Raw genomic sequence first — 16425 nt, forward strand, 5'->3', positions numbered from 1 at the left:
CGGGTGTGATGGGACTGCGATCGGGGTGGCGGCGCCTGCTCGGGCGCGCCGACGCGACGGGGTTGGATCCGGATCGGGACGATCTGGTCGTGGTCGTGTCGAGTTTCGACGATGCCGAGGCATGCTCGGCAGCCCTGCGGCGGGCGGCGGGCTGGGTGCCCGAGGACCCGGCCGTCCTGCGCCATCACCTGCGGGTTCCCGTCGACCAGGCGGATCGGGTCATCGATATCGCCGCCCAGGACGGGTACGCGCCCGCCGAGCGCACCGAGTCCGATGCGCAGATCGTGGAATTGGTCCTGCGGCGGGTGCAGCTGCTCGATGCGCTGCATTGTTCGCAGGAACGCTCGCGGATGGCGGGGCTGGCCCAGCGCCACGACGGGGTCGCGCGGGGGTGGGACGCATTGCAGCCGGGCGATAAACGGATTGCGGGATCGCACTAGGCTGCTAGCCGAGCACGTGAGGTGCGAAGTACGCGACAGGAGATGTTGATGAGCGCGCGCAGCTGGCCCGAGATTCTCGGTGCCCTCACCGACGGGGTCGATCTGACCGCGGAGCAGGCGGCGTGGGCCATCGACGAAATCTTCTCCGACAATGCCACCCCCGCCCAGATCGCCGCCTTCGGCGTGGCCATGAAGATGAAGGGCCCCACCGCGACCGAGCTGTCCGGCCTGGCCCAGGGCATGCTGGGGCACGCGCGGCGGGTCACGCTGGACGTGGGGGCGGTCGATATCGTCGGCACCGGCGGCGACCGGTCGGGCACGGTCAACATCTCCACGATGTCGTCGATCGTGGTGGCCGCCGCGGGGGTGCCGGTGGTCAAGCACGGCAACCGGGCGGCCTCGTCCAAGAGCGGCGGCGCCGATGTGCTCGAGGCGCTCGGCGTGCGGATCGCGCTGGGCCCCAAGGCGGTCGCACAGTGCGTCACCGAGGTGGGCATCGGATTCTGTTTCGCGCCCCTGTTCCATCCGGCGCTGCGGTTCGCCGCGGCCGCGCGCCGGGATATCGGCATTCCGACGGTGTTCAATGTGCTGGGGCCGCTCACCAATCCGGCCCAGCCCCGCGCCGGGCTGATCGGCTGCGCATTCACCGACCTGCTGCCGGTGATCGCGGGCGCATTCGCCGAGCGCGGCGCCAATGCGCTCGTCGTGCGCGGTAACGACGGTCTGGACGAGATCACCACCGCCGACACGACCGAGGCGTGGGTGGTGAGCGGCGGACATCTCACGCACACGACCATCGATCCGACCCGGCTGGGTGTCGGCCGCGCCCAGCCCGACGACCTGCGCGGTGGCGACGCCGAAACCAATGCCGTCATCGCCCGCAATATGCTCGCCGGCGCGCCCGGCCCGGTGCGTGACGCGGTGCTGCTCAACTCCGCCGCCGCCATCGCCGCCTGCGACCTGAGCCCGGAGACCGCCGACAACGACCTCCACGACGCCCTCGGCGCGGCCCTGCAGCGGGCCGCGCACGCCGTCGACAGCGGCGCCGCGGCGGCCCTGCTGGATCGCTGGGTCACCGTCACCAACCAACTCGGTTCGGACTGACGGGGAGTCGAAACCTTCTAAACTTCAGGGAGCAGGGCAGCGAGGAGCAGGCCATGAGCTTCCAGAAGATTCCGGCGGGGACACGGGGAAAGAATGCGCCGCAATCGAATGCGGTCACACGCTTGCTGATGCGGGGGATGGAGCGGTATCACCGCTGGCGCGGGGACCGGTTCATGGGGATGGATCTGCTGTATCTGACGACGGTGGGGGCGAAGTCGGGGCAGCAGCGGCGGGTTCCGGTGACACGTTTCCCGGAGGACGACGGCTGGCTGGTGGTCGCCTCCCTCGGCGGCTCACGCCAGCATCCGGCCTGGTATCACAACATCGCCGCCCACCCCGATCAGGTGTGGGCGGAGGTGGGCGGTACCAAGTTCCGGGTGCGGGCCGAGCAGTTGGAGGGCGCCGCCCGCGAGGCCGCCTGGAAACGAATCACCGCCGAACAGCCGCGGTATTCGGAATACGCCCAGAAGACCGATCGCCAGCTCCCCGTCCTGAGGCTGACTCCGGCCACCTAGGCCTCAAACCAGGTAGCGCGCAATACCTTCCGCGACGCAGGCCGGTTTCTCGGCACCCTCCAGTTCGAGGGTGACGGTGCGCTGCGCCTGCACCCCACCGGGAATGTCGGTGACCGAATCGAGCCGCACGCGGGCGCGGATGCGGCCGCCCACGGGCACCGGGGTGATGAAGCGAACCTTGTTGAGCCCGTAGTTGATTCCCATGCGGATTCCATGGACCGTGGTGGCCTGGTTGGTGAGCGGCACCAGCAGCGACAGGGTGAGGAACCCGTGGGCGATGGTGCGCCCGAAGGGGCCCTGCGCGGCCTTGTCCGGGTCGACGTGGATCCACTGGTGGTCGTCGGTGGCGTCGGCGAACTTGTCGATGCGGTCCTGATCGATGGTCAGCCAGTCGCTGACACCGATCTCGGTTCCCACGGCCGCCCGCAGTTCGTCGAAGTCGGCGAAATCCGTCATGGGAGAAGATTAGTCGCCTCTACACCGTCTGGAAATACTCCTTGACCTGCGCCTCGCTCAATCCGTAGTCGGCCAGTGAGTAGCTGTGGACGGGTTTGCGGTCCCCGGTGCGGCTCTGTTCGTCCAGCGCGGCCATCGCGGCGCGGGCCTCGTCGGTGAGGTCGATCCCGAAGGCGCGGTAGATGGTCTCGACGGTGCCCAGCGGATCGGCGCGCAACTCGGCGAACTCGATATCGAGGAATTGCGCCGGATCGTAGCGCCTGCGGGCCGCGGTGAATTCGCGCAGCCCGCGGGACCACAGCTCGAGCTGTGTCTCCCCGATCCTCTTGCCGGAGAACGTATTCGACCATCCTCGGGCGGCATGCTCGGACAGGCTGCAGGCCGAGGCCAGCACCGTGGCCGGGTCGCGATGGGTCTGGATCACGAGCGCGTCCGGGTAGGCGGCCATGAGCGCATCCAGGCCGAACAGGTGGCTCGGATTCTTCAGGATCCAGCGGCGGTCGTCACCGAGGCCGATCAGCTGCAAGTTCTTGCGGTGCCGCAGATAGGCGTCGGTCCAATCCTGGCGCCGCAGCCACTGCGAGTAGGTGGGCAGATAGGCCAGGCATTCGTAGGAGACCGATTTCACCGTCTGCCGCAACAGCTGCCAGCATTCCTCCACCTCGGCCGCGCTCATGTAGTGCAGGCCCATGAACTCCGGATTCTCGATGTGGTGCCGGGCGAATCCGGCGTCGATGCGCTGATAGACCGGATTGTCGGCCCAGGTCTCGCGCGGCGGGCGGGGCTGCGGGAATTCGGTCAGCCACATCTCCAGGGCTTGGTGGCGCGGATCGGCGGCCAGCAACCGATGCAGCGCGGTGGTGCCGGTGCGGGGCAGGCCGGTGACGAAGAGGGGGCGGGTGATCGGGGTCCGGGCGTACTCCGGATGTGCCTGCCACGACGCCTCGCTCAGTGCCCGCGCGACCAGCGCGCCGCGCAGGAAATAGCGGTTCATCTTGCTGCCGAGTTCGGTGAGGTCCGCGTCGCGGCGATAGGACTCGAGCAGGACCTCGAGGGCCTCGCGATAGTCGTCGGCGCCGAAATCGGTGAGGCCACAGGCCTTCGTGGCCGAGGCGTGCAAATCGTCGACGGTGCCTACATCGGTACGTGCAGTCATGAAAACTCCCTAATTACCAAATTCCGGCATGCTTTCGCCGGAATCACGCGTGGTATTCGCCGCAGTTGACGTCCATGGTCTGACCGGTGATGGCGCTGGCCCAGTCGGAGGCGAGAAACACCACCGCGCGAGCGATTTCGTCGGGTTCGGGCAGGCGTTTCAGATCGCAGCGGGCCGCGGTCTGCTGATACACCTGCTCGACGGTGATGCCGTACTTCTCGGCCACCTTGCCGAAATACCACTTCAGTTGATCGCTCCAGATATAGCCCGGCGCGACGCTGTTGACGCGAATTCCCTTCTCCCCCAGCTCGGTTGCCAGCGTCTGCGACATCGCCAGCAGCGCCGCCTTGGACAGTTTGTAGCTGCCGTAGCGGGGTTCGGAGTGCCGGATGGCGGCCGAGTTGATCATCACCACCGCCCCCTTGGTCTTCGCCAGCTCATCGGCGAACGCCTTGGTCATGCGCAGCCCGCCGAGAACGGTCAGATCCAGGCTGTCGCGGATCTGCTGAAAATCGGTGCGCTCCAGCGATTTCATCGACGGCACCGAGAACGCGTTGTTCACCAGGGCATCGACGCGGCCGAAGGTCTCCACGGTCCGCGCGAGCAGATTCGCCACGGCCGCATCGTCGGTGATGTCGGTGGGCACGCTCAGCGCCGTCCCGCCGCCGGACCCGATCTCGGCGGCCACCTCGTGCAGCCGGGACTCGGTGCGCGCGGCCAGCACCACCTTCGCTCCCGCGGCCGCCGACTGGGTGCAGATGGACCGGCCCAGACCCGGCCCCACACCGCTGACGACGACAACCTTATCGGCGAGCATTGTCATGCTGTATCCATCCTCGGCATGAGCTCTGGGCCCTCCGGGATTACGCTCCGCTGCCGCCTCCGGGCCGTGACCGCTCATGCCAGCATCCTTTCCGAAAAGCCGCGCTGCCGTTCGGCAATGCGTGCCCGCCAGCCGTTTTCGTCGATGCGGTTGCTGTCGTAATAGGGCAGCCTGGCGGCGACCTCGTCGATCGGCACCAGCGTCGCGGTGGGTCCGTCGGCGGCGGTGATCGGCCGGTCGGTGCGCTGCCAGCGGAACTGCAGAATCCCCCGGCGCCGCCCGGTGGTCTCGATCCAGTTCGCGACGCCCGGATTGCAGGCCGACACCACCATGCGGATCACACCGTCCGGATCGACCTGCGCCTGAGCGCTGTTGAGGCTGGTCTGGTGGTTGACGTAGTCCAGGGAGATGTACCAGCGGCTGCCGAGCTGGAAACCCTGGTAAGGCGCCTCGGATTTCGGCACGGTGACGACCAGCGCCTGATCCTCGGTCAGATCGAAGTGGCCGACCGAGGAGTACTGGGTACTCAGGCCGCCCGGGGTGAGCCGCGGTTCGGTGAGCGTGTTCACCGGCAGATCCAGGTAGAACCATGTGGGGAAGTTGAACCACGTCTGGATGCGCTGCACCAGCATCCGCCCGGCCGCGCGATAGCGTTTGCGCAGCTGTTCCAGATCGGTTGGGACAGGGGCGGTTCCGATGGTATCGACGCGTTCGATGCGGATGGTGCCCTTGCGTTCGCGGTTCCAGTCGCCGTACACCTCGCGCACCGCCAGCATCGAGGCGCCCTCCCCGAGCACGAAATAGTTCGGCTCCGGATCGGGCTTGGGTGGCCCGAATCGCAGCCGATAACTGCCGTCGGGGTCGATCAGCAGGCGACGGTCGTCGAAGGCGTCGTCGCCGTTGGGCACGTCGGTGGCGGTGTAATCGCCTTTGAGCACTTGAAAACTCAGGTCGACCGTGCTGCCGCGGGTGCCGGTGACCAGATACTCCGCGGCCGGCTCGACATTGGCGTGGTAGTAGAGCGTGTCCGGGTTGTCCAGGCCCATCTTGGTGTAGGGGCCGGTGGAGGTGACGAAGTACGGGTGGCTGGTGCCGTGGGCGCGGGAGAGGTGCAGGACGGCCTGAATACTGCCCTGCAGGTAGTCGTACCCCTCGGCGAGATCCTGCTCGTCGTGAATGAATTCCGCTGAGGACACGAGCTTTTCGGCCTCGGCGACGGCCGCCAGGAACGGCTCGGTCACGGATTGTTCCATCGCTTTCCCAACTTTCTACAATCCCAATTCACGCCGGATCGATGCGGCGATGTCGGCGGGCGTCCCCTGCTCCGGTGTCACGATCAGGTCCGGGTGTTCGGGTCGCTCATACGGCGAGTCGATGCCGGTGAACTGCCGCAGCTTCCCGGCGCGAGCACGGGCATAGAGCCCCTTCGGATCCCGGCGTTCACACAGCTCCAGCGGGGTGTCGACGAACACCTCATGGAACGGCAGCGCCCGATCGCGGTGTGCGGCGCGCGCCTGTTCCCGCTGGGCGGCGAACGGGCTGATCAGCGACACGATCGCCACCACACCGGCATCGGCGAACAGCGCCGCCACCTCGGCCACGCGCCGGATGTTCTCGCGGCGATCGTCATCGCCGAAACCGAGGTCGGCAGTGAGGCCGTGGCGCAGATTGTCCCCGTCGAGCAGGTAGGCCGGGCGGCCGGATTCCACCAGCTGTCTCTCCAATTCGACGGCGATCGTGGACTTTCCGGATCCGGACAGCCCCGTCAGCCAGACCGTCGCCCCCTCGTGCGGCCGTCCGGCGCGTCCCACCGACGAGCCGTGCCACACGACCTCCGAGCGCCGGTCGGACGCACCGGTGTCGCGGGCGAGGATCATGCCCGCGGCCACGGTCTGATTCGTCGCATCGTCGATGAGGATGAAGCTGCCGGTGCGCCGGTTGTCGCGGTAGGGGTCGACCATCAACGGCCGGTGACTGCGCAGCGTCAACCGCCCGATATCGTTGAGCGCCAAGCTTTCCGCCCCGACCTCGCGGTGCAGGGTGTTGACGTCGAGGCGATAGTCCAGGCCGGTGACGCGCACCTTGGTCGTCTGGGCGGCCGTGCGGATGGTGTACTCCGAGCCGCCACGCAGCACGGTGTCGTCGGAGAACCAGCACACCATGGCGGCCGCCTCACGATCGATATGGGGCCGATTCCCCGGGCGCGCCAGCATATCTCCTCGACCCACGTCCACCTCGTCGTCGAGGGTCAGCGAGACGGCCATCCCGGTGAACGCCTCCTTCACCGTGGTGCCACCCGGCCCCCAGATATGCGCGACCCGCGTGGTCCGTCCCGACGGCAGCACCACGATCTCGTCACCGGGTTTGAAGATGCCGCCCGCGACGGTGCCCGCATAGCTGCGGTGGGCCCCGTGGCCCCGGATCACGTACTGCACGGGCAGTCGCGCATCGATCAGGTTGCGGTCGGAGGCGATGTGCACGTCCTCCAGGTGTGGCAGCAACGGCGGGCCCGGATACCACGGCATGCGCGCGGACGAGTCGACGACATTGTCGCCGTGCAGCGCCGACACCGGCACGAAACTCAGGTCGTTCACGGTGAGTTTGGCCGCGAAGGTGGCGAATTCGGCGCGGATCTCGTCGAACCGCTCCTGCGACCAGCCGACCAGATCCATCTTGTTCACGCACACCACCACGTGCGGCACACCGAGCAGGGTGGCCAGGAACGCGTGGCGGCGGGTCTGCTCCACCACTCCCTTGCGGGCATCGACGAGGATCAGGGCCAGGTCCGCGGTCGAGGCGCCGGTCACCATATTGCGGGTGTACTGCACATGCCCGGGGGTGTCGGCGATGACGAATTTCCTTCGGGGCGTGGCGAAATAGCGGTAGGCGACATCGATGGTGATGCCCTGCTCGCGCTCGGCGCGCAGACCGTCGGTCACCAGCGCCAGATCCGTCGCCGCGTCCCCGCGCCGGGCGCTGACCCGCTCGATCGCCGCCAGCTGGTCGGCGAACAGGTTTTTCGAGTCGTAGAGCAGGCGGCCGATCAGGGTGGACTTACCGTCGTCGACGCTGCCCGCCGTCGCCAGTCTCAGCAGATTGCGGCCCATCAGAAGTAGCCCTCCCGCTTGCGGTCTTCCATTCCGGAATCGGAGATGCGGTCGTCGGCACGGGTCGCACCGCGCTCGGTGAGGCGGGTGACGGCCGTTTCGGCGATGACGGCCGCGGGATCGGCGGCCTCGCTCTCGATACAGCCGGTGCAGGTGGCATCGCCCACCGTGCGGAAGCGCACCGTCGCCTCGAAGACCTCCTCGCCGACGCGGAGTGGGAGAAAGCGGTTGGCCGCCAACAGCATTCCGTCGCGCCACACCACTGTGCGCCGGTGCGCGTAGTACAGCGGAGGCAGTTCGACCTCCTCGCGATCGATGTACTCCCAGATGTCGAGTTCGGTCCAGTTCGACAGCGGGAAGACGCGGATGTGTTCGCCCGCACGGTGTCTGCCGTTGTACAGATTCCAGATCTCCGGCCGCTGCGCGCGCGGCTCCCAGCCGCCGAATTCGTCGCGGAAGCTGAACACCCGCTCCTTGGCCCGCGCCTTCTCCTCGTCGCGGCGGGCGCCGCCGAACACCGCATCGAACCGGTGCTCGGTGATCGCGCGCAGCAGCGTGGTGGTCTGCAGCCGGTTGCGGCTCTCCCCCGGCCGCTCCACCACCCGGCCGGCGTCGATATCGTCCTGCACCCGCGCCACCAGCAGGCGGGCACCCAGCCGCGCCGCGGTGCGGTCGCGGAAGTCGATCACCTCGTCGAAATTGTGCCCGGTGTCGATGTGCAGCAACGGAAACGGCAGCGGGGCGGGCCAGAACGCCTTGCGCGCCAGCTCCAGCATCACCGCCGAATCCTTACCGCCGGAGAACAGCAGCACCGGACGCTCGAACGTCGCCGCGACCTCCCGGAAGATGTGCACCGATTCGGCCTCGCACGCCGCCAGATGCGACAGCTCGTATCCCGTCCGCATCACTCACCCACTTGCGTTGTCGAATATTCGACGCTATCGTTCGATATTGTGACACCGACGATAGGCCGCTCCCGGCGCGCCGGTCAAGAGCCCGTTGCCGACTCCGGCTCCGACACCGCCGCTTTCGCGTCTCCACCCACGCATCGGGTGGTGCAGGTGATCGAGCTGCTCTCGCGCCGTCCCGCCGACCATCTGTCGCTGGCCCGGATCGTGCGCGACACCGGCATGTCCCGGGCCACCGCGCACGCGGTACTCACCCAGCTGACGGCCGACGGCTGGACCGTGCGCGACGTGGACGGCAATTACGGCCTGGGCCTGGGCCTGCTGACGGTGGCCCGCCGGGCCGAGGCGGCATTTCCGCTGCGCCGGCTCGCGCTGGAGCCGATGCGAGAGCTGGCCGAGAACGCGGCCGTTCCGGTCTTCCTCGCCGAGCGTGACAACGGCTCGATCGTCATCAGCGAGGTGATGGGCAGCCCGTCGGTGCCGTGGATCCGCGCGGGCCGCCGCCTGCCCATCGCACCGCCGGTGGCCCGCGAATTCGTCGCCTGGGCACCGGAATCCGAGCGCCGCGCCTGGGTCGACAGTGCCGATCCCGCGCATCGGGACCGCTTGGTCGCGGTGCTCGAGGCGGTGCGCTCGCGCGGCTATTCCGTGGAACGCCTGGCCGACGACTCGGCCCCGATGCTGCAAGCCCTTGCCGCCCTGCGCAATTCACCGGTCACCGACCCGCTGCGCAACCGTCTCAACGCCATGATCGCCGACCTGATCACCATCGACTATCTCCCCGACGAACTCGGCGCCGAGAATGCGGTGGTGACGGTGGCCGCCCCGGTCTTCACCGACGACCACACCGTCGCGGCGACCGTCGTCGCCTGCCCCGACATGCTCCTGACCGCACCGGCGCTGGCGCAACTGGGTTCCGCCGTCGCGGCCACGGCCGACCGGATCACCGACTCTCTGAACGCTGCCTGACCCCCGCCTCCGAATTCTCGGGGAGGGCCGGGATCACCGCCGCAGGTGGCGTTGGAGTTGGCCGAGGATGGTGTGGTTGCGGGTCGCGTCCAGCGCCAGCGCCGCGGCCCAGACGTGGGCGGAGACGATTCCCCGATACGCGCGGTCGAACCAGTCGTCGATGGTGCTGCGGCGGTCGAGGGTGTCGGCGTCCCAGCCGATCGGTTCGAGGTCGGGCAGATAGAGGTACCGCAGCTGGGTATATTCGTGGCCGCGGGCATCGAAAATCGTTGCCACCCAGACCTCTTCGGCGGTGGGGCGGTCCTGCAGCCGAGCCGTGGACTCCGATTGCGCCGCCCCGCCCACCTCACGGACGGTCGCCTCCGCGAGGGACCGGTAGGCCAGCCCGAATCCCCAGAGCCGCCCGCCCATACCCGTCATCATTCGTGCGGCGATCTCCAGGATCGGCGACCCGGCGACCACGGGGGCGTCGTCGGGCGAGAACTCCGTCACACCCGCCGCATTGATCTCCTCGGCCCCGCCGGTCCCGGTGAAGCCCCAGACGTGCACCAGCGCCGGGGCGGCCGTCAGCACCGCACTGCGCCGCTCGACCATTGCCGGGAGGAGGGAATCGATGATCGCCCGCTCCGGGTAGCGGATCGCCGGTACGCCGCCCGGCCATCGAGACTCGGTGTGCCTCTTACCATTTCCTTGTCCGGCCATGATCATCTCCGCTGGGCCTTCTGCTTCGGACACCGACATCGACCACGTTCACGAGCAGCGTCCCCAGTCTAGTCGCGGCCGCCCCGTCAGCCTGCCTCGTCGAGCAGGTTCCGCGGCGCGGCCTGCCGCCAGGAATCGAGCACGATGGCTTCCAGTTCGTCGCGGTCCTCGAGCTCGGACAGGCGCACGCGCACCCAGGCGTTGTTGGCCTCGTGGGCGGCGATCCAGAACTTGTGCGGTTCGGCGACGACCAGTTCGTCCCGGTCGGCGATGGGGCAGCGCACCGCCATCGACGTTTCGGACTCGGGAAGGGTGAGAAACAGCTTGCCCGCGACCCGAAAGATCGGCATCTCCCACAAAAACTGCTCCGACGTCTGCGGCAACGACAGAGCAAAGGCGCGGACATCATCCCCGGTGGCACTCACCCACCGCATTTTTCCAGACGCCGCTCGGCTCTCGGCGTCAAGAGCATCTCCTTTGACATCAACAGAGGTTGAGGTTCTAGCGTCGGTGGCGACGCGAAGACGAAGGAGGACCGGATGAGAATCCGCGAAGTGACCATCACCGCCACCGAGCTCGGGGCCAACGCGGCGTTCTACCGTGAGGTACTGCAGCTTCCGGTGCAGGCGTCGGCCGAGCGGGTGCAGGTCGGCATCGGCGCCAGCAGGCTGGTGGTGACCCGCGGGGAGGCGTTCTCCGGGGTGCATCATCTGGCGTTCGGCATTGCGCCCCGCGATTTCGAGACCGCGCGGCGGTGGCTGGGCGAGCGGGTGGACCTGCTGCGCGTGAACGACTCCGAGGTGATCGACGGTCCGGCCGCATGGGACTCGCGGTCGCTCTACTTCCGCGGGCCCGAGGGCATTCTCCTGGAACTCATTGCCCGGCAGCACGATTCGGGCGCACCCGCCGGTGACGGCGCGGCGCCACGACTCCTGTCGATCAGCGAGGTGGGCATCGGTGTGCCCGACGTCCCCGAGGCGGTCGGCGCCCTGCGCGACACGTTCGGTCTTCCCCAGTTCCCGCCGCAACTACCGACATTCGCACCGATCGGCGATCACGACGGCCTGCTGATCCTGGCCGACCTCGACCGCATCTGGTTCCCGACCGACGCCGACCGGCCCGCCCGCGGTCCGGTGGCGGCGCACATCGAACTGCCCGACCGCCACGGCAAACTCGCGCTCACCGCACACGCCGACCTCGAGGCGACCGTCGCCTGAGACGTCTAGGACCGCCGACGGTAGGCCGGTGCCGGATCGGAGGCGACGTACTGGGCCCAGGTCTGGACGCCGCAGGCGCGGTCCGGACAGGTGTGGTAGCCGGATCGCAGGCCCTGGGCGACCATACCCGGCAGCGGGATTCGCACCGCCCGCCGCGGCCGGCCGCGGTGGGCGCGCCAGGTCTCGAGCATCTGCGCCAGCGTCAGGACCTGGGGGCCGCCGAAATCCGGTGCCCGACCGCGCGGTTCGCCCTCGAGCAGGTCCGCCACCCGCAGGGCGACGTCCTCGGTGCCGACGGACTGGAAGCGGAAATCCGCGGGCAGCGGCGCGATCGGCAGCCGCTCCACGCCCCGCAGCATCGTGGCGATCAGGTCGTGAAACTGAGTGGCGCGCAGGATCGTGTGCGGTACGGCGCTTCCGGCGATGAGCTTCTCGCAGGCGAGTTTGTTGCGGTAGTAGCGCACCGGGATCCGATCGATCCCCACGATCGACACGTACAGCAGGTGGGCCTCGCCCGCGACGGACAGCAGGTTCCGTGTCTGCGCCACATCCGGTTTGCCCAGTCTGCGAAAGTCCGACGCCGCGTGCACGATCAACTCCGCACCGTCGGCGGCCGCCCGCACGCCCTCACCGGTGGTCAGATCGCCTACATGCGTCCCGGCACCTTCCCGGCGGGACAACACCCGCACCTCGTGCCCACGCACCCGCAGCCGCTGCACTATGCGCTTGCCGAGGGCTCCGGTGCCCCCGGCCACGAGAACCGTGCTCATATCCCTACCTAACCGCGTCGCGATCGACACGACAAGCGTCCCTGGCGCCTGTCACCGATCTGAACGAGCGCCCGCTTGTGGCGATTTCGCGCCATGACGACCCCCTCACCACGCACCCCGCGCACCCCGCGTCGCCAGGGGCAGACGAACCGGCCCGTCTGTGGTTAGCTGTGGGGCCATGAGCACGACGCTGGCCGCCCTCCCTGAGGAATACCTCCCCCGCGACACCGCGGATGTCGTTCGCACAGTTCGCGATTCACGTCCGCAGCCGCTGACCGTGTGTGGCGGCGAGCCCAGTGCCGACGACGAGCTAGGTCCTCCCGATCGGCGTGTCGTGCTGTCGCTGCGGCGCATGAACCGCGTGCAGGCCGTCGACGCCGACGCGCGGCTGGTGCGGGTGCAGGCGGGCGCGCGGCTGTCCGATATCGACCGCACCCTGGCCGCGCACGGGCTGGGGCTGCCCATCGTCGGCGACCACCGCGAGATCACCGCGGGCGGTTTCGCCGCGGTCGGCGGGCTCAGCGCCGCCTCGCACCGCTTCGGCATGTTCAGCGACAACGTCGTCTCGCTCGAATACGTCGATCCCGAGGGACGTTTCGGCACCTGCGGGCGCACCCACCACGCCGACCGCTTCCGGCGCATCCTCGGCGGCGGCGGCCGCACCGGAATCATCACCGCGCTCACCCTCGAGGCCGTCGAGATCGACAAGGACCACACCTGGTTGACCTCCGACGCGCACCGCTTCCTCGACTTCGACACCTTCGTCGAGCACTCCCTCGCCGAGATCGTCAAGCCGGGCGATGCCATGCTGCAGGTGGGTCGCTGGGTCGACACCGCACCCCTGCGGGTCTCGCGGCCGGTCGGCACCGGCCACGTGCAGCTGGGCACCGTGCGCTTCGGGCAGTGGTCGAGCCTGCACCCCACCGCCGCCACCCCGTCGCTGCGGGCCCGCCGTGAGCTCGGCGCCCGCGCGCGGAAGTCGCTGGGTGCCATCGCCTCCGCGGCGCGCGGCCCGGCGGCCATGCCGGTCCGCAATGCCGCCGCCGGTGCGCTGATGTTCGCCCCGAAGGTGCTGACCCTGCGCGACGCCGAATATCTCGCCGATACCGTCATCACCTCCTCCGAACGGGGTCCGGCCTACCGGGTGGCGCTGTTCGCGCCGCTGTCGACCTACACCTCGGTCTTCCACCAGCTGCACGACCTGCTCACCGACCATCGCGAGCGCAACGGCTGCTTCACCGTCATCTCCGCCCTCACCTATGGCGTGCGCTCCCCCTACCTGCACGAATTGTCCGGCGAGGACCACGGTTTCATCTCCTTCACCTGCCGCCTGCGCCCCACCGGCACCTATTCCGGCAAGTCCGGCACACCGGATCTGTTGCGCGACATCGATTCCGGAATAACTGACATCTGCCGCTCCGAACGGGCCCGTCTATATCACACGACCGATTAACATGTGACCCGCCACACCCGCTAGCTATGTAATAGCCTGCAGCACCCGCTGCCGGGGCATCGGCGCGGTCGGGGTACCGATGCGTGGTTCAGCTCGTTCGTTCGCAGCAGAGGACACCGCATGATCGAGTTCCGTTCCGCCCCCGCCCGATTCGCCGAGCTGCGCCGCGCCCGCCTGGAAGACTCACTGGCCGGTCGGCGCATTCTGCTCACCGACGCCTGTTCCGAGATCGGCCGCGCCACCGCCGAACTGCTCACCCGCCGCGGCGCCGAGCTGCTGCTGATCGCCAAGCGCGGCGACCGGCTGGCCGCGGCCTGCACCGAGCTCACCCGCGATGGCGGCCGGGCGCACTGGTACCGCTGCGACATCTCCGCCCTCGGCGACGTCGACATGCTCGTCGACTGGGTGCTGCGCGAGTACGGCAGCGTCGACGTCCTGATCAACAATGCCGGCCGCCCACTGCACCGCCCGGTCCTGCAGTCGCTGGACCGCTTCCGCGACTACCAGCGGATGATGGCCGCCAACTACTTCGGTCCGCTGCGGCTCACCCTGGGCCTGCTGCCGGCCATGCTCGCCTCCGGGTCGGGCCATGTGGTCAATGTGGGACCGTGGAGCCCCGAGACCGGCGCGGCCCCGAACTTCGCCTCCTACGCCAGCTCCCAGGCCGCCTGGACGACATTCGGGCTGTGCGCCGACGCCGAGCTGGCTCCCCGCGGCATCCATGTCACCGCGGTGCACTACCCGGCCGCCCGCACCGGATCCGAGTCCGACGGGGAGATGACCGAACCCGCCGAGACCGCTCGCTGGATCGAGACCGCCATCCGCACCCGGCCGTCCCGCGACTGCTCGAGTGCGCAGTCCATGCTGAGCCGCACCCTGCGCGGCCTGGCCGGGGTGGCACCCCGCTCGACCAGCCGGTTGATCCACGCCTTCGGGATATGACAAAGCGCGGTGCCCGACCGGACACCGCGCTCTCTCGGAACGGGGATCAGTGCTTCTCGGGACCCAGGTGGTACTCGAACACCAGGCCACCGACGGTGATCAGGATGCACACCACACCGATGGCGATCAGCCACAGCTGGAAGAAGGCGAACCCGAGGGCGGTCACCGAGGCGGCCGCGGCGATCAGGATGGGCCAGAAGCTGCCGGGCGAGAAGAAGCCCAGGTCACCGGCGCCGTCCACGATCTCGGCGTCCTCGTAGTCCTCCGGCCGCAGATCGAGACGACGCGCCACGAAGCGGAAGTAGGTGCCCACGATCAGGGTCAGGCCCGCGGTGAGCACGATGGCGGTGGTGCCCGCCCATTCCACACCGGTGCGCGACTGGGCGGTGAAGAAGGCGTAGACGACACCCACGATGATGAAGAACACCGTGAGCAGCTCGAAGATGCGTGCTTCGACCTTCATGTCAGATCAGTCCTCACTTGCTCTCGGCCACGGTCGCGCCGCGGGCGGTGCGCTCGGTGTTGAACGGGTGGGTCGTGACCGACACCGGCGACTCACCGATGGTCGCCAGCGCCTCGGCGTTGGTCCGACCGGCCTCGCGGGCCTTCAGGTACTGCTCGAACTTCTCCGGGCTGACCGCGCGCACCTCGAAGTTCATCATCGAGTGGAACGTGCCGCACATTTCCGCGCAGCGGCCGACGAACGCACCCTCACGCTCGATCTTGGTGATCTGGAAGGTGTTGTCGGAGTGGTTCTCCTTCGGGTTGGGCATCACGTCCCGCTTGAACAGGAACTCCGGCACCCAGAAGGAGTGGATGACGTCGGCCGAGGCCAGCTGGAACTCGATGACCTTGTTGGTCGGCAGCACCAGCACCGGGATCTCCTGGCTGGAGCCGATCGTCTCGACCTTGTCGTAGTGCAGGTAGGAGATGTCGTTGGCGGGCTTGCCGTGCAACGGACCCGGCTGCGGGTGGCCGTTGGCGTGGCGCTCCTTGTACTCGTCGATGATCTCCTGGTTCAGGCCCTGCCGGGTGTTGTCCACACCGTCGTAGACCTGGCCACCGGCCAGCACGGCCTTCTGGTAGCCGAACTTCCAGTTCCACTGGAAGGCGGTGACGTCGACGACCACGTCCGGGTTGGAGATCTTTTCGTGCACGTAGTTCTGCACGACGACGGTGAAGTAGAACAGCACCGCGATGATCACGAACGGGATCGCGGTGTAGCTCAGCTCCAGCGGGACGTTGTAGCCGGTCTGGCGGGGGAACTCCGGCGAGTTGGCCTTCTTGCGGTGGAAGGCCACGGTCCAGAACGTCAGGCCCCACACCAGCACGCCCATCGCCAGGGCGGCGACGACCGACCACGTCCACAGTTCCCGCATCTTGGTCGCCTGCGGGGTCACACCCGTGGGCCAGCCGAATCGAAGCACGGGATTGTCGATCGAGCAGCCCGAGACGAGCAGCACGGTGATCCCCATGGACACCGCCAGCCCGGCCCGCCGAAGGATGCGGCCCCGGCCGGAGGTCGCGCCTCCGCCGGGTCGTGCCCCTATCGCTTCGCTCGCCTTGTGCGCCACGCTCAACGCCTTCCTGGTCGTCTATCCGACTCGGCGCCGCCCGGTGACCGGGCGGCGCATATTCAGCACGTTCGGGCCGCTCGCGGACGGACGGGTGCCAACGCACGATCCGCCCCGGGAGTTCCCGAGTACTACGCAGCGTAGACCAAACCGGGTGCTGTGTTGTGACCGGGTCGAATTCGACACACCGGGGACGGCGGGACGACCCCCGGTACGGCATACTCGGACCCGGCCCAGTTGAAACTCGGTGCTCCCGGCCCCTTGATGTCCCGGCGTGCTTTTCGCCGGG

General features: G+C 68.4%; 18 protein-coding genes. 7 read left to right on the top strand and 11 right to left on the bottom strand.

Translation table 11 applies throughout. From position 1 onward, the window contains the following. Positions 1-8: 8 nt before the first annotated feature. The 3 genes from IU452_RS16920 to IU452_RS16930 are packed head-to-tail and all read left to right on the top strand — an operon-like array spanning position 9 to position 2059. On the top strand, positions 9-440 hold the full coding sequence (locus IU452_RS16920; RefSeq protein ID WP_195110010.1) for a hypothetical protein: 432 nt from the start codon (positions 9-11) through the stop codon (positions 438-440). A 48-nt stretch (positions 441-488) separates the two neighbouring features. Next, positions 489-1544 carry an anthranilate phosphoribosyltransferase gene (trpD, locus tag IU452_RS16925; RefSeq protein WP_195110011.1) on the top strand — a complete coding sequence of 352 codons (1056 nt, stop codon included), beginning with the start codon at positions 489-491 and terminating at the stop codon, positions 1542-1544. 53 nt (positions 1545-1597) lie between these two features. Next, positions 1598-2059 carry a nitroreductase/quinone reductase family protein gene (locus IU452_RS16930; RefSeq protein ID WP_228817959.1) on the top strand — a complete coding sequence of 154 codons (462 nt, stop codon included), beginning with the start codon at positions 1598-1600 and terminating at the stop codon, positions 2057-2059. 3 nt (positions 2060-2062) lie between these two features. On the opposite strand, the gene IU452_RS16935 is transcribed toward IU452_RS16930, so the two are convergent. From IU452_RS16935 to cysD, 6 genes are all read right to left on the bottom strand, one after another. Beyond that, positions 2063-2515 carry a MaoC family dehydratase gene (locus IU452_RS16935; protein WP_195110012.1) on the bottom strand — a complete coding sequence of 151 codons (453 nt, stop codon included), beginning with the start codon at positions 2513-2515 and terminating at the stop codon, positions 2063-2065. Between the two features lie 19 nt (positions 2516-2534). Continuing rightward, positions 2535-3671 (bottom strand): sulfotransferase family protein, encoded by a 1137-nt coding sequence (locus tag IU452_RS16940; protein ID WP_195110013.1) that lies wholly within the window; start codon positions 3669-3671, stop codon positions 2535-2537. A 43-nt stretch (positions 3672-3714) separates the two neighbouring features. Then, the gene (locus IU452_RS16945; RefSeq protein ID WP_195110014.1) at positions 3715-4494 is read right to left on the bottom strand and encodes an SDR family oxidoreductase; all 780 of its coding nucleotides are present in this window, start codon (positions 4492-4494) and stop codon (positions 3715-3717) included. Positions 4495-4568: 74 nt separating this feature from the next. After that, positions 4569-5747: a hypothetical protein gene (locus IU452_RS16950; RefSeq protein ID WP_195110015.1), complete on the bottom strand. Its 1179-nt coding sequence runs from the start codon at positions 5745-5747 to the stop codon at positions 4569-4571. 15 nt (positions 5748-5762) lie between these two features. Further along, a complete protein-coding gene (gene cysC / locus IU452_RS16955; RefSeq protein WP_195110016.1) occupies positions 5763-7601 on the bottom strand; it encodes an adenylyl-sulfate kinase in 1839 nt (612 codons plus the stop codon). Further along, on the bottom strand, positions 7601-8506 hold the full coding sequence (gene cysD / locus IU452_RS16960; protein ID WP_195110017.1) for a sulfate adenylyltransferase subunit CysD: 906 nt from the start codon (positions 8504-8506) through the stop codon (positions 7601-7603). The genes cysC and cysD overlap by 1 nt, the downstream gene beginning before the upstream one ends. Positions 8507-8554: 48 nt before the next feature. Here cysD and IU452_RS16965 point away from each other — a divergent pair, with 48 nt between their 5' ends. Then, positions 8555-9478 (top strand): helix-turn-helix domain-containing protein, encoded by a 924-nt coding sequence (locus IU452_RS16965; protein WP_324192672.1) that lies wholly within the window; start codon positions 8555-8557, stop codon positions 9476-9478. A 33-nt stretch (positions 9479-9511) separates the two neighbouring features. Here the strand turns inward: IU452_RS16965 and IU452_RS16970 are convergent, their stop codons facing one another. Together IU452_RS16970 and IU452_RS16975 are read right to left on the bottom strand one after the other, a co-directional pair. Then, positions 9512-10180 (bottom strand): hypothetical protein, encoded by a 669-nt coding sequence (locus IU452_RS16970; protein WP_195110018.1) that lies wholly within the window; start codon positions 10178-10180, stop codon positions 9512-9514. 86 nt (positions 10181-10266) lie between these two features. Next, a complete protein-coding gene (locus IU452_RS16975) occupies positions 10267-10605 on the bottom strand; it encodes an MmcQ/YjbR family DNA-binding protein (protein WP_416382332.1) in 339 nt (112 codons plus the stop codon). 114 nt (positions 10606-10719) lie between these two features. Here IU452_RS16975 and IU452_RS16980 point away from each other — a divergent pair, with 114 nt between their 5' ends. Further along, complete coding sequence (locus tag IU452_RS16980) at positions 10720-11397, top strand: VOC family protein (RefSeq protein ID WP_195110020.1); 678 nt, start codon at positions 10720-10722, stop codon at positions 11395-11397. Between the two features lie 5 nt (positions 11398-11402). Here IU452_RS16980 and IU452_RS16985 read toward each other — a convergent pair whose 3' ends face one another. After that, a complete protein-coding gene (locus tag IU452_RS16985) occupies positions 11403-12167 on the bottom strand; it encodes an SDR family oxidoreductase (protein WP_195110021.1) in 765 nt (254 codons plus the stop codon). Between the two features lie 178 nt (positions 12168-12345). Between IU452_RS16985 and IU452_RS16990 the strand changes: the two genes are divergently transcribed. Together IU452_RS16990 and IU452_RS16995 are read left to right on the top strand one after the other, a co-directional pair. Next, complete coding sequence (locus IU452_RS16990; protein WP_195110022.1) at positions 12346-13620, top strand: FAD-binding oxidoreductase; 1275 nt, start codon at positions 12346-12348, stop codon at positions 13618-13620. A gap of 120 nt (positions 13621-13740) precedes the next feature. Beyond that, complete coding sequence (locus IU452_RS16995; RefSeq protein WP_195110023.1) at positions 13741-14562, top strand: SDR family NAD(P)-dependent oxidoreductase; 822 nt, start codon at positions 13741-13743, stop codon at positions 14560-14562. Positions 14563-14608: 46 nt separating this feature from the next. Here the strand turns inward: IU452_RS16995 and IU452_RS17000 are convergent, their stop codons facing one another. Both IU452_RS17000 and IU452_RS17005 read right to left on the bottom strand, forming a co-directional pair. Continuing rightward, a complete protein-coding gene (locus IU452_RS17000; protein ID WP_195110024.1) occupies positions 14609-15025 on the bottom strand; it encodes a cytochrome c oxidase subunit 4 in 417 nt (138 codons plus the stop codon). A 13-nt stretch (positions 15026-15038) separates the two neighbouring features. Beyond that, positions 15039-16037: a cytochrome c oxidase subunit II gene (locus IU452_RS17005; protein WP_195110249.1), complete on the bottom strand. Its 999-nt coding sequence runs from the start codon at positions 16035-16037 to the stop codon at positions 15039-15041. Positions 16038-16425: the final 388 nt, after the last annotated feature.

It is taken from the genome of Nocardia transvalensis (genome assembly GCF_015477765.1).
Classification (GTDB): Bacteria; Actinomycetota; Actinomycetes; order Mycobacteriales; family Mycobacteriaceae; genus Nocardia; species Nocardia transvalensis_A.